Raw genomic sequence first — 16850 nt, 5'->3', positions numbered from 1 at the left:
ATCCCCCCTTCGTGGGCGCTGCGACGGCGGGAAGTCCGCAAATGAGAATGCAGACGTGGTCAGCGCGCCGCGAGGGTGGTCAGCAGCGCGGCCGGCAGCTCGGGGTCGGGCACGGTCACGGCGAACAGAGTGCCGTTGTGTCGCTCGACGACGATGCCGGGGCCGCTCGTGAGCACCACGGCCGAGCGGCCGGGCAGGACCCGGTAACCCCAGCCGCCCCATTCGAGCGGGCGGATGGTCTCGGCCCGCGCCGAGGCGACCTGGTCGAGGGCGATCTGCTTGATCGGCAGCCGCAACAGACTCGAGACCACCCGCAGCCCCCGACGGTCCACGCTGACTCGCAGTCGGGCGAAGGTGAGGCAGATGCCGGCCGCCAGCAGCAACGTGAGGACCCCGCCCGTGCCGGCGCCGTCCTCGAGGATGCTGAAGACTGTCAGTCCGACCGCGCCGAGTGCCAGCCCGCCGGCCAGCCAGAGGAACATCGGCACGGTCACGGTGGTGAACCAGGCGCCGGACTCGGTGGCGCCCAGCGGGACCGAAGTCGGGCCGGCGGTTGCCGCCAGCTCGCGGCGGTGCGGGCGGCGCGGTGACAGCGCGAAGGGGATCAGCCCGTAGCCGAGGGCCAGCACCGCGAACAGCGGCCAGGCGCCCGCCTCCGGTTCGGCTGAGCCGGTGGCGATGACTAGGCCGGCGACCACCAACCAGACGCCGGCTGCCAGACCCGCGGCGCAGCCGGCCGCGAGCACCAGGCCACGACGGATGTCGGCCGCGGCGTCGGAAAGGGCGACCAGCCCCGCCAGAGCGGCGAGGAGCGCGATGGTGCCCGTGATGCCGATCATGACCTCGGTGCCGGCGGTCGAGGTGATCTCCGCGCCGTTCCACTGCTTGGGCAGCACGGCCGGCAGCCGGTCGTACCAGAGCGTGGCCGTCAACGAGATGGCGACCACCGGCAGCCAGAGCGTGGCGGCGGCGAACCGTTCTCGCCCGGTGGCGTGCGGGGTGAGCGCGGGTGTGGCCTCGGGGATGGTTCGGGTGGGCATGGTCAGCCTCTCGTCTGGATCAGGGTGAGGACGTCGGGCAGGGCGACCCCCATTTTGCGCGCCTCGGCGAGCAGCGCGTCGGCGAGTTCGACGAGGCGCACGGTGCCGGCGCCCGCATCCGCTCGCACAGAGGCGCCACGGCCCTGGCGCATCTCGAGGATCCCGTCGTCGCGCAGCTGGGCGTAGGCGCGCAGCACCGTGTGCATGTTGATGTCGAGCGCGCTGGCCAGCTCCCGGGCCGGCGGCAGCCGGGTGCCCGGCGCGAGCGTGCCGTCGGCGACGCCGGCTCGCACCTGCACGGCGAGCTGCTCGGCAAGCGAGACCGTCGAGGCCGGATCCACACGAAACAACATGTTTGCAATGTTAGTAGAACAATGCCGTTGTGTCGAGGGCTGCGGCGGCTGGCGCACCTCTCAGGAGGTCTCGACAGGCTCGACCGACGAGCAGGCGATCAGGTGATCAGCCGACTAGGCGGACAGTGGCGGCTGCGGAGCCGGCGGTTCCTGCTCGGTCTTGAACCCGATCGCCTTGTGGCTGCCGTCGCAGAAGGGCTTGAGCGTCGACACCCCGCAGCGGCACAGCGCCACGGTCTTGCGCCGCGGCGGGATCACCTCGCCCGACGGGGTGAGGATCTCGAAGGTGCCGCGCACCAGCAGCGGGCCATTCGGGTACGCGGTGATGCTCACGGGCTCGTCCGCACCGGCAGCGGGCTGATCGGCCCACTGGTCGTCCCACCGAGTGGCGGGCTGCTCGTCGGGCTCGGTCATGCCGGCAGGCTCGCGGTGTCCGCAACGCGCAGCGTCGACGTGCCGGCGGTCCAGGCGTCGAGCTGCTGGGTGCCGGCCAGGCCGTCCACGAAGAGGCCGGACGCCGCCCCGAAGAACACGTCCTCGAGCAGCTCGGGTTCGTCGGTGGCCAGGGAGCCGGCCAGGTCGCGGGCCGCGATCTGCTCGTGCACAGCATCCGCTTCGACGTGCTCGTCGAAGTAGAAGGTGACGTCCTTGTCGTAGCCGAGCCGGCGGAAACCGTTGCCGTAAAGCCGGTTGGGCTGGGACGAGGTCATCTCGAACGCGGCGAGGTGCCCGGCGATGGCGCCACGCAACCGCCGGTGGGAGCCGAACATCGTCATCATGTTGCTGGAGGCCAGCGTGATCGCCGGCACCACGTCGACGTAGTGACCGTTGGTGGCGTCCAGGCCCACGCCGCGCATCGTGCGGGCGAACAGCTCAGAGTGCATGCGGTCGAACCGACCGCCGCCGTACTCGTCGGCCTGAATCTCGACCAGCGCGGCCTTGGCCCGGCTGCGCAGGCGCGGGATCGCCCAGCTGTGCGGGTCGGCCTCCTTGAGCTGGTAGATCGAGCGCAGGATGAGGAACTCGTGCGCCTGCTCGTCGGTGGCCTTCTTCGCCATGTAACGCGAGACGCTCGGCCCGGTGTCTGACCCGGTGAGCTCGAACAGGGCGGCGGCGACACTCTCCACGCCGGGTGCGGGCAGCTCGGGCATCGGGGCGCGTTCGCGCAGGGCCTTCTCAAACTCGAGTTCGATGCCGGCGCAGAGCGCGAGCACCTCGGGGTGCCATTCCCAGTCGTCGTCGACGCCGCGCAGGCCGCTGTAGCGCAGCTCGTAGGCCAGGAACAGGGCGGTCTGCAGGTCATCATTCTGCAGGATGTCGGCGGTTTCGCCCAGGGCTGCGGCGGTGAGCTCGCGCAGCGTTGTGGCGAGGTCAGTCTCGGCCGCAGTAGGAGAAGTTTTCAGGAGTTCAAGCAGGGCGGCGCTCACCGGACCTCGGGACTGGGGGATTCTCACGTGCCATACCTCGCTCTTATCGACCGGCTCGCACGCCCGAGTGGCGGCGCGGCCAGGGAGTGACCATAGCAGGGGAGGTTGGGAAGGACCCGAGGCTGAAACGGGTTTCGGGGTCCTCCAACGACTCGTCGCCCGTGCTCGTCGCCCGTGCTCGTAGAGACCGCGCGACCCGACCTCGGGAACGTCCCCCTTGCGTCGGTCGAGCTTGTCGAGACCCCGCCGCCGGCTTGACCTCGCCCCAGGGGCGACGCCCATGATGGGGAGACACCCATCAACCCAGAGCCAGGAGCACCATGACCGATGACCTGACCGCCGGCGAATTCCAGGCGATGACCGGACTCACCGCCAAGGCACTCCGGCTCTACGCCGAACGGGGGATTGTGACGCCGGCGTGGGTCGACCCCGGGTCGGGGTACCGCTACTACGCCCGGCAGCAGCTCCAACACGGCGCGACCGTCGATCTCCTGCGCCGCGCCCAGGTGCCGCTGGCTGAACTGGCCTCGGCACCGGACTTCCCCTTCGACCGGTGGCGGCAGACCGTGGCGCTGCGGCGGCACCTGGAGGACTTCTCCCTCGCCGTGGCCGAGAAGATCAGCACTTTCGACGCCGACGACTTCATCGCCCACAGCACTCCCGCCGCCGCCCAAGACTGGGTCGGCATCATCGTCGATCTCGACCTCCCCGAGGATGCCGAGGGCCGCGTCGAGACCTTCACCGGGCTGGCCGTGGACATGCCCGCCATCGAGGTGGGCCTGCGCGACGCACTGACTGACCTCGGGGCAGAGCCGGCCACCGTGTGCTGGACCGCGGTGCCCGACACCGGAGTCCGGAACGCCAGCGGGCAGATGCTCCTGGCCCGCTCCGGCGGGGCCGGCCTCGACTCGGCCGCCCTCGCGCGCATCGAGAAGGCCGTGCACGCGAGCACCGGGAGCACGGTCACCGCGGTGGCCGGCACTCTGCCGCGCCGCGTCGAGGTCACGTTCGCCGCTGCATCCGCCACCGAGCCGACCCCGGTCGACGAGGCCGCCGCCGGAAACCTGCACCTGCTGGCCTTCGAGGAGCACCGCGCCCGGCACCATCTGACCGCGATCCGGCCCACGGCCCGGCAGGTTGTGCACGGGCCGTCGTTGTTCACCGGCGACGGTGGCGGTGCTCCGATGAGCGTCTTTGACGTGCAGCCGGGGTGAGTGCGGGGGCATCCGTGCCGGCTGGCCTGGCGCAACGGATGCCCGATTCGCGTTATGCGGGCACGGCGCCGCTATGCGCGTGGCGCGCCACCCGCATAGCGGCGGGTGACCCGCATACCTCGGGCCGACCGTGGCCTCGACGAGCTCGACCCCGAGAGAGCGCTAGACCGGCACCACCACGTTGTGCCGCCCGATCGGCAGCATCATCGGGCGGCCCGACGTCGGGTCGACCAGCACCCGGCTCGACAGCCCGAAGACCGCCTGCACGGTCTCCTCGGTGAGGACCTCGTGCGGCTCGCCCACCGCGTGCACCCGGCCATCCGCCAGGGCGATGAGGTGGTCGGCGTACCGGGCGGCGAGGTTGAGGTCGTGCAACACCATCACGATGGTGGTGCCGCGGGCCCGGTTGAGGTCGGTGAGCAGGTCGAGCACCTCCACCTGGTGGCTCACGTCGAGGAACGTCGTCGGCTCGTCGAGCAACAGCAGGTCGGTCTGCTGGGCCAGCGCCATCGCGATCCACACCCGCTGGCGTTGCCCGCCGGAGAGTTCGTCGACGGACCGGTCAGCCAACGACGCGGTGTCGGTGGCATCCAGCGCAGCGGCGACGGCCTCGTCATCGAGAGCGCTCCAGCGGGAGAACATCCGTTGGTGGGGGTTGCGGCCCCGGCCGACCAGGTCGGCCACGGTGATGCCCTCGGGCGCGATCGGCGACTGGGGCAGCAGCCCCATCGTGCGGGCCAGCTCCTTGGCGGGCATCCGGTGCACCTGGGTGCCGTCGAGCAGCACCTGGCCACCCCGCGGCACGAGCAGCCGCGACATCGAGCGCAGCAGGGTGGACTTGCCGCAGGCGTTCGCGCCGACGATCGCGGTGATCCGGCCGGTCGGCACGACCAGGTCGAGGCCGTCGATCACGGTGCGGTCGCCGTAGCCGAGGGTGAGGTTCTCCACCGTGAGGGTATGAATGAGTGTCACAGGGAGCCTCCGGCGCGGTTGGTGCGGATGATGAGGTAGATCAGGTACGGCGCCCCGAGCACGCCGGTGACGACGCCCACCGGGAACCGGGTGCCGAACGCGTACTGACCGGCGAAGTCGCCCACCAGCACGAGCAGTGCGCCCACCATCCCGGCCGGCACGAGCAGCGAGACGCCCGGCCCCACGATTCGCGACGCGATCGGCCCGGCCAGGAACGCCACGAACGCGATCGGCCCGGCCGCCGCGGTCGCGAACGCGATCAGTCCCACCGCGGCGACGATCAGAATCACCCGAGACCGCTCTACCCGCACCCCTAGAGCGGATGCGGTGTCGTCACCGAGCTGGCTCATCGACAGGTTGCGGGACTGCCCGAGCAACACCGGCGCGAGCACTACCAGCGCGGCCAGCACCGGCAGGGTCTGCGCCCAGGTGCTGCCGTTCAGGCTGCCGGTGAGCCAGCGCATGGCCACCTGCAGGTCCCACTCGGCGGCCTGGGAGAGCACGTACGCGGTCATGCTGTCGAGCATCGCGGCCACACCGATGCCGATCAAAATCAGCCGGGTGCCGGCCACGCCGCCCTTGTACGCGAGCGCGTAGACGGCCAGCGCCACGGCCAGCCCACACACGATCGCGACCACCGACACCGCGGTCGAACCCAGCCCCAGCACGATGATCGCGAACGCGGCCGCGGCGCTGGCGCCCGAGCTGATACCGATGATGTCGGGGCTGGCCAGGGGGTTGCGCAGCATGGTCTGGAAGGTCACGCCACCCAGCCCGAAACACAGCCCGGCCAGCACGGCCAGGGTCGCCCGCGGCAGCCGCAGCCGGCCCACGGTGAAACCGGCGCCGGGAACGTCCTGACCGAGCATCACGGCGAGCACCTCGGCGGGGGAGTAGATGGTCTGGCCGACCATGAGGCTGACGAGGTAGCCGACGGCGATACCCAGCGCCAGCACGGTGATCACCCGGCGACGACGGATGCCGCGGCGCGCGCGGCTGCGGGCCACCGCATCCGCTGTCGACAGCGGCTTCACGGCAATGGCGGCGCTCACAGCTCACGCACCTTGCGTCGGCGCACGATGTAGATGAAGAACGGGGCGCCGATCAGGGCGGTGATGATGCCAACGTCGATCTCGCTGGGCCGCGCCACGATGCGGCCGAGCACGTCGGCGCCGGTGAGCAGCGCGGCGCCGAGCACCGCGGAGAACGGCAGCAGCCAGCGGTGGTCAACGCCCACCAGCAGCCGGCAGGCGTGCGGCACGACGAGGCCGACGAAACCGATCGGCCCGGCCACGGCCGTGATCGAGCCGCACAGCACGACGGCGCCAAGCGCGGCGGCGGCGCGGGCCACGGCCACGCGTTCGCCCAGCCCCGCGGCGAGGTCGTCGCCGAGCGCGAGCGAGTTCAGCGCCCGGGCGGAAAGGAAGCAGAGCACGAAGCCCACCAGGAGAAACGGTGCCACCTGGCGGATGCTCTCCATCGTGGCGCCGCCGACGCCGCCGATCTGCCAGGACCGCACCCCGCCGGCGATGTCGTTGCGGGGCAGAACCACGGCGGTGACGAATGAGGCCAGCGCCGCGGAGGTGGCCGCACCCGCCAGTGCCAGTTTGAGCGGGGTGGAGCCGCCGCGACCGAGCGACCCGATCGTATAGACGAACACGGCGGTGATGCCGGCGCCGACGATCGCGACCCAAATCATCGACGAGGCGGAGGTGAGCCCGAAGTAGGCCATGCCGCTGACCACGGCCAGTGCCGCGCCCACGTTCACGCCCAGGATGCCCGGGTCGGCCAGCGGGTTGCGGGTCACGCCCTGCATCACCGCGCCGGACATGCCCAGGGCGGCCCCGGCGACCACGGCCAGCAGGGTGCGCGGGATGCGGGTGGCCACCGCGGCCCGGTCGAAGCCGTCGGTGGCGCCGCCGAGCGCGGCGAGGATGTCGTCCCAGCCCACCGCGCGGGAGCCGATGGTGATCGAGGCCAGCATCAGCAGGGCGAGTACCCCGAGCGCGGCGAGCAACCACAACGACCGCAGCCGCTTCGGGCGTCGCACGGTGGCGACGCTCGAAGCGGCTGATGAAGCAGTGGTTGTTGAGGTCACCGAGCGTTGTCGGCCGCCGCGGCGAGCAGGGCGGCGTAGTCGTCGAGGATGTACGAGATCGACAGCGGGGTGGGGTTCGCGGCGGTGCCCATGGGGCCGTCGCCGGAGAGGTTCACGATGGACTTGTTGGCCACCGCGGGAATCTGCGACAGCAGCGGGTCACCCTCGAGGGTGGCGACCAGGTCGGCGCCGCCGTAGGTGACGATGAGGTCCACGTCGCTGAATGCATCCGACTGCTCGGCGCTCACGGTGAGGGAGTACTTGTCGGTGGCGTCGGAGGCCTCGATGATGCTCGGTGCGCTCTCCATGCCGAGGTCGTCGAAGAACATCGTGCGGGTGTCGTGGGTGGTGTAGAAGCTGACCTCGCTGAGGTCGGCCTCGTCCACGTGGGTGAGGAACATCGCGGTCTTGCCCTCGAGCGACGGGTACTTCGCTGCGGTGGCGGCGATCTCGGTCTCGAGTTCGGCGATGAGGTCGTCGCCCTCGGCGGCCATGCCCATGCCGGCGGCGTTCTGCGAGATCATGTCGCGCCAGGAGGTGCCCCAGGCGGTCTCCGGGTAGGCCACGACAGGTGCGATGGCGGTGAGGGTGTCGTAGTCCTCCTGGGTGAGGCCGGAGTACGCGGCCAGGATCACGTCGGGCTTGGTGTCGGCGACGGCTTCGAAGTCGATCCCGTCGGTTTCGTCGAACAGCACGGGGGTCTCTGCATCAAGCTCGTCGAGCTTCTCCTTCACCCAGGGCAGCATGCCGTCGGTGTCGTCGTCGCCCCAGGTGGCGGCGGCCATGCCCACGGGTACCACGCCGAGGGCCAGCGGCACCTCTTGGTTGGCCCAGTTGACGGTGGCGACGCGCTCGGGCTTGGCCTCGATGACGGTCTCGCCGAAGGCGTGCTCGATGGTGACCGGCGTGAAGTCGCCGGATGCGGCCTCGGCGGTGTCGGCGGCGGGGGAGGTGGAGCAGCCGGCCAGGCCCAGGGTGAGCACGGCGGCGGCCGAGAAGGCAATGAGAGTGGATGCGCGGGGCATGGTTTTCCTCGTGATCGTGATGCAGGGGTCAGGGACGGACCGGCGGCAGCTGTGATGCCGCACCCGTCGGCCGTGCGCAGAGGTCCAGTCCGGCGCGGTCGTAAGGGTTGCCTAACCTTACCAGTGCGTTCGCATGCAAAAGCAAGTCGTTTCTGCGCCGGTCGACTCGACCGGACGGCGCTGTATCAATCACCTGACACAGCTGATACTGTATTGACCACTTGGTACAGAAGGGTGCCGCTTATGGGTTTCATCCCGCTCGTCGTCATCATCGCCGCGTTGGCCCTCGTCTGGCTGGCGGTCGCTCGGCTGCGTTCCACCGAGGCGTTCCGGCGCGTCACCGTGCCGGCCGGTTTGGCGCCCAGCCTGCACGCTGCGCGGCGCGCCTTCCGGCGTCGTGCAGCCCTCGCGACCACGGCGGCGGTTGTGGTGGGTGCCCTGGCCCTTGCCGTCGACCACGCGATGCCCGCCGGCTACGACCTGGTTTTCCTCCTGGTCCCCGCCCTGATGAGCCTGGCCGGCCTGCTCGTCATCGCCGCCCTGCCCGGGGTGCCGGTGGCGGAATCCGGTAGTCAACGCAGTGCCGACCTCGCGCCGCGGCACCCCTGGAGTTTCGCACCGGCCTGGGCGCGGGTGCTGCCGGCCACTGCCGGGGTGCTGTTGCTCGGCATGATCGTCGCCTTCGGACTCACGTCTGAGGCGGCCGAGGACGGCCTGTTCCGCGCCATCCGCATCGACAGCGGCGCCTACAGCAGCACCGCGACCCCGTACCCCGGCTGGTACTACGGCGTGCCCGTGCTGCTCGTCACCGTGGCCCTCGCGATCGCGGCCGCGACGGCACTGGCGCGGGTCGCCGCATCCGCCCGCCCCACCCACACGACACTGCGCGAGGCCGACCAGGTGATGCGACTGCTGATCACCCGGGTGATCGTGAAGCTCACCACCGGCACGTTCATCGTTTATCTGGGCGGGCTGATGTTCATGGGTGGCAGGGCTATGAGCGCGGCGAGCGGGCAGTGGTTCGACGGCAGCTACGCCGAGATCCAACCGTGGTTCACGGTGGCGCTCACCCTGTTCTGCGTCGGGCTCATCGTGGTGGGCATCGGTGTGGCTCTGCTGCTGCTGGCCGTACTGGATGCCGTGACGCCGCCGTTCACCGTGCGCCCTGCGACCAGCACCCTCCAGCCCGCCGGACCGACCACGCGCGCATGATCACCATCGACGAGGCCAGCCCCACCCCGCCGTTCGAGCAGATCAGACAGCAGCTCGCCGACGAGATCCTCTCCGGCAACCTCGCGCCCGGCGACAAGCTCGCCTCCGTGCGCCAACTGGCCGGCGACCTGCGGCTCGCCCCCGGAACCGTGGCGCGCGCCTACTCGGAGCTGGAATCCGATGGTCTGCTCGTCTCCAACCGCTCGGGAACCCGGGTGCGCGATGTGACGCCCCTGCCCGCCGAGGCCCGAGCGGCCGCGCGTGAGTACATCGCCGCGCTCGGCGGGCTCACCCTCGCCGAGGCCATCCGTGCCGTGCGGGTGGAGTGGACCGAGCCGATGCCGCCGCAAAGGCTTGCACCGGCGCATCCGTCTGCGTAGCGTCGAAGGATGAAAATCGGATACAAGCTGATCGCTGAAAGCTTCGGACCTCAGGAACTTGTTCGCCAAGCCGTGCGCGCCGAACAGGCCGGCTTCGATTTTGTGGAGATGAGCGATCACTTCCACCCCTGGGTGGAGGCCCAGGGCCATTCACCCTTCGTCTGGAATGTGCTCAGCTCCATCGCCGCCAAGACCACCACCCTCGAACTCGCCACGGGCGTCACCTGCCCGAGCGTGCGGTACCACCCGGCCATCATCGCGCAGGCCGCCGCCACCCTGGCGCTTCTCTCCGACGGTCGCTTCACCCTCGGCGTCGGCTCGGGCGAGCGCCTCAACGAGCACATCGTGGGCCGGGGATTCCCCGGCATCCACGAGCGGCACGCCACCTTCAACGAGGCGCTGGACATCATCCGCCTGCTCTGGAAGGGCGGCTTCCAAAACTACGACGGCAAGTACCTCAAGCTCGAAGACGCCCGCATCTACGACCTGCCCGACGTGCTGCCCACCCTGGCCGTCGCGGTGAGCGGGCCCAAATCCGTGGCGCTCGCCGCCGAGCACGGCGACGGCCTGTTCGCCACCGAGCCCAAGGCCGACCTGGTCACCGGCTACCGCGATGCCGGCGGCACCGGCCCGCTCTACGCCGAGGCGCCGCTCGCCTGGGCGCGCACCGAGCAAGAAGCCGTCACGGCCGCCCACCGCACCAATGCCTGGGCGCTGAGCGGCTGGAAGGTGATGAGCGAGCTGCCGAACCCGGTGAACTTCGAGGCCGCGGCCGCCACCGTGCGCGAGGACGACATCCGCGAGCAGTTCGCCTGCGGCCCGGACGTGGAGCGACACCTCGAGGTGATCGGTGAATTCACCGAGGCCGGCTTCGACCACATCGCCCTCATGAACGCCGGCCCCGACCAAGACGGCTTCTTCGACTTCTTCGAAAACGACCTCCGCCCCCGACTGCTCGACGAAAGCACCCGATGACCACACATGCGCCCCAGGCCGTGCTCTTCGACATCGACGGCACCCTGGTCGACTCCAACTACCTGCACGTCGATGCCTGGCATCAGGCCTTCCAGACCCTCGGCGTCGACGTCGAGGCCTGGCTCATCCACCGCTCCATCGGGCAGGATGCCGGTGAGCTGTTGACCTCGCTGGTGGGGGAGAGGGACGAGGCCTGGATCACCCGCGCCAAAGACCTGCACGCCGAGAACTACAAGGCTCTCGCCCCGCGGCTCAGGCTACTGCCGGAGGCCCGGTCACTGCTCGAAGCCCTGAACGACGAGGGCATCATCGTGGTGCTCGCCACCTCCGCGCCCGAGGATGAGCTGGAAGTCCTGCTCGATCTGATCAACGCCGACGACGCCATCCATGCCACCACCAGCTCTGACGACGTGGATGTGGCCAAGCCCAACCCCGACATCGTGCGAGTGGCTCTCGACCGTGCCGGTGTCGAAGCCCACGAGGCCGTCTTCGTCGGCGACTCGGAGTGGGACATCAAGGCCGCGTCCAGCGCGGGTGTGCGCTCGTTCGGGGTGCTCACCGGCGGCGTCGCCGGAGAGCTGCTCATGCAGACCGGTGCCGAGAGGGTCTTCGCCGGCCCGGCCGACTTCCTCGACCGGCTCGACGAGATGGGCTGGATCGACTAGGCGGGCTGAACCGATCTCGATGCCACGCCCCTCTCCGTTGGTCGAGCTTGTCGAGACCCCGCGGGCCGACCGCGTTCGCAACCAACGGCCGCCCCGGGCCTGACGGCTACGCGCGCCGAAACGTCATTCGCCAGTTCGTCTCCCACGACAGGCCCGCATCGTTCGAAAACGCCTGCTCCCACGTGGGCTGAAGCCCGGTCGCATCCCAGATGAAGCGCACGCGGATGGGCACTCCCTCCAACACGTCCTCCGCCAGGAAGGTTCCGATACCATCCCTGAACGCTCCGCGCACGGGCGTATCGAGTTGCGTGGGGTTACGTCCGTCGAGCCACCAGATGCTCCACTCGCCATCGGCGACGGAGTAGGAGCGCAGCGCCACCGCATGAAAGTCGCCCGACGGATGTCTAAGGAGGTTGTCCTCGAGGTTGCCGTGGCCACCGAGGATTTTGTTCGTGGAGGAGAGCCCCTCGAATGCCGTCCAGGTGTCGGCGCCGACGAAGATCCCGTCCAAGCGTTCGTGGTGAACGGTCCAGTCGCCGATGACGAAGTCGAAGTCGGTCGGCGCGGGGTGGGAAGCGGTGGAGGAGATGAGCGGTCCGTTCAATCGGTGGCGCAGAACTCGGGCAGTGCGACTGCACTATCGACGGCTGCGACGAGCGGATGCTCGATGGAAACAACCCTTCCAGCAGCGATGGTCCTTTGCTATGGCCAATTGTGGGAAGGATCGCCGGACCGGTTCCGGTCGAGCCACCGACCGTCCCGTTCTCGTGCCGTTTTTTGGGCCCCAGCCCCGGCCAGGCCCGGGAGCGGGTCAGGGCTAGTAGAAGAGCGACACCATGCCGCCGACGATCAGTAATCCGAGCGTGATCAGCCCGATGAGCTCACCCGCGCCGAGGCTCATCCGCAGCCGCCGGCCGGGCCTGGCCACCCGCCGCGAACCTGAATTCACGCCGTCAGTCGAGCGCGACAGAACCCAGTGCGGGGAAGTCGGGTGGGGTGTAGTCCATGACGGTGAGCGAACGGATCTCCGGCATGTCCCACGCGCCGGGAACCTCAATCTCTTGGGTCGTCGCGTCCGGATCGATCACGGCAATTTCGTAACCGCCCTCGGCGGAGCCCCAGTACCCGTCCGCATCCTGAACCAGCGCGTCTTCCTTCAGATACAGACGCAGGTCTGACGCGTCTCCGGTGTGGAAGTCGTCCAGCAAGACCCAGACGGACCCGTCACTACGGCGCTCAATGTCGACGGTGCCGTCAGTGGCCGTTGCTTGCGAGACGAACTCCCCGCTGAGCGGTAGCTGCTGTTCGAACGCGCTGAGATCCGACGCCGGGTCATCTGCCGAATCTGTCGCAGAGTCGGAGGCGGTAGCCGGTGGCGGCGAGACCGCATCTGCAGTCGATGTGCATCCGCTCAACACCAACGCGACCGGAAGCCCAACCACGCCAACCCATCGAAGTCCCCATGTTTGCCCCATGCTGTTCACCCTAGAGGTCGGTGCCTCCACAGATACCTTCTGGCTCTGAGATGATCTGAAACTGATACGATCTCTGCATGCACGCATCACTCCCAACCTCGCCCACGGATGCCGCGGCGCAGATCGACTGGACCGCCAACGGCATCGAGACCGAGTTGGGCTGGTCGCTCGCGTTGATGTTCCATGGCTACTCCCGGGCCGGCAGCGTCGCCGTGGCCGATGTCCCAGGCGGTCCCCGCGGCTACCAGGTGCTCGTGGCGATCACGACCGAAGAGCCCACGTCGCAGCTCGCGCTGGCGCACCGGCTCGGCATCGACAAGACCGCGATGACCTACATCATCGATGCGCTCGAGACGGATGCGCTCGTCGAGCGTCGCCCCGATCTGCGCGACCGGCGCATCCGTCAGGTGCACCCCACCGAGGCGGGCCACGCGCTGCTCCGCACGGCCCGCGTGGCTCTCCGCACGGTTGAAGGCGCCCTGATGGGCGGCCTGTCCGCCGACGAACAAACCCAACTGCGGCAGCTGCTGGCCAAGGCCGCTCTCGGCGCCGGCGCCACCGCGGCTTCCCTCCCCGACACCAACTCCGACCTCAACCTTCCGGTGCCGGCCCCGGAGCGATCCCGCCGCCGCCCCCAGCCCACGACAGAAACCGAGACCCGCCCATGACCACATCCGTTCTCGTCGCCGGCGCCACCGGCGACCTCGGCCAGCGCATCGTGCGCGAACTGCTCACCCACGACACCCGCATCCGCGTGCTCACCCGACCGGGCAGCGCCTCGGCCGCCGGCCTCTACGCCGCCAACGACCGCGTCGACATCGTCACGGCCGAGTACACCGACCATGCGGCGCTCACCCAAGCCGTCTCCGGCTCCGACGTTGTCGTGTCGGCCGTGAGTGGCACCCGACCGGTGATCGTGGATGCGCAGCGCGCGCTGCTGGCCGCGGCCGTGACCGCCGGCGTGCCCCGGTTCATCCCCTCGGACTACTCGTCGGATTACCGCCAGATCGCGCTGGGCACCAACCGCAACTTCGAGCTGCGCCGCGAGTTCGCCGCCGACCTCGACGCGGCCCCGATCAAGGTCACCTCCGTTCTCAATGGCGCGTTTGCCGACATGCTCACCGGCACCGCGCCGATGATCGCGTTCGGTCGCCGCAAAGTCATGTACTGGTCCTCGGCCGACCAGATCCTCGACTTCACCACCAAGGACGACGTCGCCCGGGTGGTGGCTCTCGTCGCCCTCGACCCCGACGCGCCCCGGGTCGTGGAGATCGCCGGCGACCGGGTCACCGCGCGTAGCGTGGCCCAGACGATGTCGGAGCTGACCGGCACCAAATTCACGCTGCAGTGGGCCGGCACCACCGGCACCCTCTCGGCGATGGCCAAGGGCGTGCGGCGCCTGTCGAAGAGCGAGGATGCGACCTTCCCCGCCTGGCAGGGCATGCAGTACTTCGTGAGCATGTTCAGCGGTCAGGCCCAGCTGCATCACGTCGACAACGACCGCTACGGGGTCCATGCCTGGATATCAGTGCGGGACGTGCTCGCCGCGCACCTGGCAAGCCAGCCCGAAGTCGCTGCGGCAACCGGCAAGTAGGTCCGTCGCCTGCACGCACTCCTTCTGTAAACGAGAGCGGGGGAGCGCCCGAGATCACCCCTAACGGATCAGCCCAGACTTGAACCGCGGGGAGGCGCCGGGCGGCGCGTACGCAGGTTGATGCGGAACTCGGCGTCTGGCGGAATTCCCTCCAGGTCGACCGGAACGACATCGACGTGCCGATCGGACCGTGCCGTCGCGCGCTCCAGCACGCGCTCCTGCACATCGTCAAGGTCGATTCGCCCGCCGCCTTCCAGCTGCACCACTCGATGAGTGCCCACCACCCGGCCCTCGTCATCAAAGATGGCGAGATCCCGACTGTAGGTCACCTTGGCTTCGCTGCCTGCTCCCGCACTCAGGTCGTGGATCAGACCGAACGCCGAAGCGGTCACCACGCCGTCGACCTGCAGCTGGAACGTGAGATGGTCCGTCGTGAGCCAGACGTTGTTGTCCGTCTCTTTGTTAGGGTTCGGGATCCCCCAGATTCCGCTGGGAGTATTCACCGTCTCGATATAGGCCAGCGCGTATTGCTGACGAAACATTTGGAACCTGTCACCGTCCTGCAGGTGAACGGAGCTCAATTGGATGTGAGCCAGAATCGGGAGGGTGGGGAACTTCGCCTCGTGCGTGGCCCAACCCAGATCTCCCCGCCGAACCAACCAGACACCGTAGAACACATGGGACATCCGAGGACTCCTTCCGAGGCGTGCCACACCGACACGGCGGAACATAGCGCCGTGGTTTTGTGCGGTCAAGCCCCCGCTTCGACGTAGCTCACGGCACCGAATCGACAGGTTTCCGCTTGCGGATGGGGCGGGACGTGACCAGCAGCACCACCCCGAGCCCGAGCCACCACAGCATGGACAGCGGAATCAGAGCCACCGAGCCCAGCCAGAAAATCTCGGGCAGGTCGAGACGTGCTGCCGTCAGGATCGGACCAGCGACCACCACCACAAGCCGGAGGCCGGTGACGATTCCCAGGACGCACAGCCAGATCGGCAGGGCACGGGAGCGCGCCCCGGCGACACTGATGCCCACGGTCCAGACACAGAGCGTGAGGAGGCTCGCTTGGGCGAAACCGTGGATTCCCAACGTCTGAATGGTGAGGTAGGCGGACTCACCCCAGCTGCTGTTCATTCCGTCGATGTAGAGCAACGGCCCCACCGACAAACGCAACACCCCGTGCATGAAGAGAAACGCCGCCGACAGGACTCCGACCGCGCTCAGGCTTCGGCGCGTGATGCTGCTGGCGCGGGGTGCGAGCGCATCCGAGACGGCGAAACTCGCCACCACGAATGCGAGAGCCATGGTGACAAGTACGACCCCGGCCAGAGGGTAAAACTGGGGGTACTGGCGCAGGTAGTCGAGGCTCACCGCGGGGTTGTCGGTGTCATCGAAGCCGAGCACCGGTGGCAGCAGCTCGAGGGTGAACCAGACGATGCCGCCGAGCCCGGCAATGACCACCGTGATTCCACCGGCACGCAACGCTGCCCGATTGGTGTTCGCGGCGATCCCTGCAGCCGCGGTCCCGCTGTTGTCTTCGTTGGATGCGCGCACCGTGCGTTCCTCTGGGTGGCTCCGCGCTGGCAGTGATGGCGAGCCGGTCACGGATCAGTGATGCCCGGAATGGTACTCGCGAGGTCGGCCGCGCGCATGCGGGCTCAGTCGATTCGAGATGCCGCCGACTGAATGGTCTTGGCGAGGTCGCCGGGGCGGCTCCACATCGGCCAGTGGCCTGTCGGGAGGTCGACGACGTCGAGGTGCTCGAGGTTCGCGACCTCGGCGAACATGGCATGGCCTGCTCGGGCCAGCTCCAGCACCTGCGCGCTCGGGAGCGAGCAGCACACCAGGGTGGTTCGCACCGTGCGACGGGCGTCGTTTGTGAGCTCGACGGGCTGACGAAGCACGGGGCCGGGCTCAGGCACCGCCCGGGCCCGAAAACGCTCGAGGACCTCTGCGCTGAGGCCTTCGAGGCTCGCCTGCTGGGCGAGAACGTCGAACGGCGGCAGCGGAAGCTCCTCCATTCCCTCCGGGAGGTCGGGAGCGTAGACGCTTCCCGTCGCCACTGGGCCGGAGTCGACCCACACCACCCGATGGACAAGCTCAGGGTGCCGGTCGAGGACGAGGCTGACGGGGGCGTTTGCGCCACTGTGAGCGACGATGATCGTGGGCCGATCCTCGAACTTCCCGAGTCGAGTGATGGCGTCCAGGATCGCTGCGGCTTGATCGTCGAGGGTCTTCGCCGCACGCTCAGGATCGTCCCCGTCGAGACCGGGCAGAGTAAGCGCGATTGCCCGAGAGAGGTCTGTCTTCAGGTGTTCAAGGACTTCATCCCACGCCCAAGCGCCGAGCCAGTGACCGGCGATGAGAATGATGGTGGGACTGCTCGATGTAGTTGTCATGTCACTACTCTCGTAGGC

At 69.0% G+C, this 16850-nt stretch carries 21 protein-coding genes; 7 read left to right on the top strand and 14 right to left on the bottom strand.

What is annotated here, in order from left to right; translation table 11 throughout:
- Positions 1-59 precede the first annotated feature (59 nt).
- From E3T19_RS02720 to E3T19_RS02705, 4 genes are all read right to left on the bottom strand, one after another.
- Positions 60-1040 carry a hypothetical protein gene (locus E3T19_RS02720; protein ID WP_088456932.1) on the bottom strand — a complete coding sequence of 327 codons (981 nt, stop codon included), beginning with the start codon at positions 1038-1040 and terminating at the stop codon, positions 60-62.
- A gap of 2 nt (positions 1041-1042) precedes the next feature.
- Positions 1043-1393: a GntR family transcriptional regulator gene (locus E3T19_RS02715; protein WP_103461779.1), complete on the bottom strand. Its 351-nt coding sequence runs from the start codon at positions 1391-1393 to the stop codon at positions 1043-1045.
- A gap of 114 nt (positions 1394-1507) precedes the next feature.
- Positions 1508-1807: a CDGSH iron-sulfur domain-containing protein gene (locus E3T19_RS02710; protein WP_103478620.1), complete on the bottom strand. Its 300-nt coding sequence runs from the start codon at positions 1805-1807 to the stop codon at positions 1508-1510.
- Positions 1804-2847, bottom strand: coding sequence for an iron-containing redox enzyme family protein (locus tag E3T19_RS02705; RefSeq protein WP_241979967.1), 1044 nt, complete (start codon positions 2845-2847; stop codon positions 1804-1806). The genes E3T19_RS02710 and E3T19_RS02705 overlap by 4 nt, the downstream gene beginning before the upstream one ends.
- Positions 2848-3140: 293 nt before the next feature.
- On the opposite strand from E3T19_RS02705, the gene E3T19_RS02700 reads away from it, so the two are divergent.
- Complete coding sequence (locus tag E3T19_RS02700; RefSeq protein ID WP_134408057.1) at positions 3141-4034, top strand: MerR family transcriptional regulator; 894 nt, start codon at positions 3141-3143, stop codon at positions 4032-4034.
- A 162-nt stretch (positions 4035-4196) separates the two neighbouring features.
- Here E3T19_RS02700 and E3T19_RS02695 read toward each other — a convergent pair whose 3' ends face one another.
- From E3T19_RS02695 to E3T19_RS02680, 4 genes are read right to left on the bottom strand one after another with little or no spacing between them, the layout of a single operon-like run.
- A complete protein-coding gene (locus E3T19_RS02695) occupies positions 4197-5006 on the bottom strand; it encodes an ABC transporter ATP-binding protein (RefSeq protein WP_103461775.1) in 810 nt (269 codons plus the stop codon).
- On the bottom strand, positions 5003-6058 hold the full coding sequence (locus E3T19_RS02690; RefSeq protein WP_134408056.1) for an iron chelate uptake ABC transporter family permease subunit: 1056 nt from the start codon (positions 6056-6058) through the stop codon (positions 5003-5005). The genes E3T19_RS02695 and E3T19_RS02690 overlap by 4 nt, the downstream gene beginning before the upstream one ends.
- Positions 6055-7056, bottom strand: a complete 1002-nt coding sequence (locus E3T19_RS02685; RefSeq protein WP_241979966.1) for an iron ABC transporter permease — start codon at positions 7054-7056, stop codon at positions 6055-6057. Before E3T19_RS02685 ends, E3T19_RS02690 begins: the two co-directional genes overlap by 4 nt.
- Before the next feature lie 44 nt (positions 7057-7100).
- Positions 7101-8129: an iron-siderophore ABC transporter substrate-binding protein gene (locus E3T19_RS02680; protein ID WP_134408055.1), complete on the bottom strand. Its 1029-nt coding sequence runs from the start codon at positions 8127-8129 to the stop codon at positions 7101-7103.
- A gap of 243 nt (positions 8130-8372) precedes the next feature.
- Here E3T19_RS02680 and E3T19_RS02675 point away from each other — a divergent pair, with 243 nt between their 5' ends.
- Genes E3T19_RS02675 through E3T19_RS02660 form a run of 4 tightly spaced genes read left to right on the top strand, consistent with a single transcriptional unit; the run spans position 8373 to position 11361 of the window.
- Positions 8373-9341 carry a hypothetical protein gene (locus E3T19_RS02675; RefSeq protein WP_134408054.1) on the top strand — a complete coding sequence of 323 codons (969 nt, stop codon included), beginning with the start codon at positions 8373-8375 and terminating at the stop codon, positions 9339-9341.
- Positions 9338-9721: a GntR family transcriptional regulator gene (locus E3T19_RS02670; protein WP_134408053.1), complete on the top strand. Its 384-nt coding sequence runs from the start codon at positions 9338-9340 to the stop codon at positions 9719-9721. The genes E3T19_RS02675 and E3T19_RS02670 overlap by 4 nt, the downstream gene beginning before the upstream one ends.
- Before the next feature lie 9 nt (positions 9722-9730).
- Positions 9731-10696, top strand: a complete 966-nt coding sequence (locus E3T19_RS02665; RefSeq protein WP_134408052.1) for a TIGR03557 family F420-dependent LLM class oxidoreductase — start codon at positions 9731-9733, stop codon at positions 10694-10696.
- Positions 10693-11361, top strand: a complete 669-nt coding sequence (locus E3T19_RS02660; protein WP_134408051.1) for an HAD family hydrolase — start codon at positions 10693-10695, stop codon at positions 11359-11361. The genes E3T19_RS02665 and E3T19_RS02660 overlap by 4 nt, the downstream gene beginning before the upstream one ends.
- A gap of 106 nt (positions 11362-11467) precedes the next feature.
- Here E3T19_RS02660 and E3T19_RS02655 read toward each other — a convergent pair whose 3' ends face one another.
- The 3 genes from E3T19_RS02655 to E3T19_RS02650 all read right to left on the bottom strand — a co-directional run bounded on the left by E3T19_RS02655 (position 11468) and on the right by E3T19_RS02650 (position 12866).
- Positions 11468-11965: a hypothetical protein gene (locus E3T19_RS02655; protein ID WP_198415081.1), complete on the bottom strand. Its 498-nt coding sequence runs from the start codon at positions 11963-11965 to the stop codon at positions 11468-11470.
- A 213-nt stretch (positions 11966-12178) separates the two neighbouring features.
- Positions 12179-12310: a hypothetical protein gene (locus E3T19_RS19480; protein WP_255578473.1), complete on the bottom strand. Its 132-nt coding sequence runs from the start codon at positions 12308-12310 to the stop codon at positions 12179-12181.
- Positions 12311-12314: 4 nt separating this feature from the next.
- Positions 12315-12866 (bottom strand): hypothetical protein, encoded by a 552-nt coding sequence (locus E3T19_RS02650; protein ID WP_134408050.1) that lies wholly within the window; start codon positions 12864-12866, stop codon positions 12315-12317.
- A gap of 47 nt (positions 12867-12913) precedes the next feature.
- On the opposite strand from E3T19_RS02650, the gene E3T19_RS02645 reads away from it, so the two are divergent.
- Together E3T19_RS02645 and E3T19_RS02640 are read left to right on the top strand one after the other, a co-directional pair.
- Positions 12914-13504: a MarR family winged helix-turn-helix transcriptional regulator gene (locus tag E3T19_RS02645; RefSeq protein WP_134408049.1), complete on the top strand. Its 591-nt coding sequence runs from the start codon at positions 12914-12916 to the stop codon at positions 13502-13504.
- Positions 13501-14430, top strand: a complete 930-nt coding sequence (locus tag E3T19_RS02640) for an aromatic alcohol reductase (RefSeq protein WP_134408048.1) — start codon at positions 13501-13503, stop codon at positions 14428-14430. Before E3T19_RS02645 ends, E3T19_RS02640 begins: the two co-directional genes overlap by 4 nt.
- 68 nt (positions 14431-14498) lie before the next feature.
- Here E3T19_RS02640 and E3T19_RS02635 read toward each other — a convergent pair whose 3' ends face one another.
- The 3 genes from E3T19_RS02635 to E3T19_RS02625 all read right to left on the bottom strand — a co-directional run bounded on the left by E3T19_RS02635 (position 14499) and on the right by E3T19_RS02625 (position 16832).
- Positions 14499-15116 carry a hypothetical protein gene (locus E3T19_RS02635; protein ID WP_134408047.1) on the bottom strand — a complete coding sequence of 206 codons (618 nt, stop codon included), beginning with the start codon at positions 15114-15116 and terminating at the stop codon, positions 14499-14501.
- An 88-nt stretch (positions 15117-15204) separates the two neighbouring features.
- Complete coding sequence (locus E3T19_RS02630; RefSeq protein WP_088456915.1) at positions 15205-15987, bottom strand: DUF4386 family protein; 783 nt, start codon at positions 15985-15987, stop codon at positions 15205-15207.
- A 104-nt stretch (positions 15988-16091) separates the two neighbouring features.
- Positions 16092-16832, bottom strand: a complete 741-nt coding sequence (locus E3T19_RS02625) for an alpha/beta fold hydrolase (protein ID WP_134408046.1) — start codon at positions 16830-16832, stop codon at positions 16092-16094.
- Positions 16833-16850 lie beyond the last annotated feature (18 nt).

The organism is Cryobacterium sp. TMT4-31, from assembly GCF_004403385.1.
In the GTDB taxonomy this organism is placed as follows: domain Bacteria; phylum Actinomycetota; class Actinomycetes; order Actinomycetales; family Microbacteriaceae; genus Cryobacterium; species Cryobacterium zongtaii.
The sequence above is the reverse complement of the archived record's forward strand: the minus strand, read 5'-3'. Positions and strand labels throughout refer to the sequence as shown.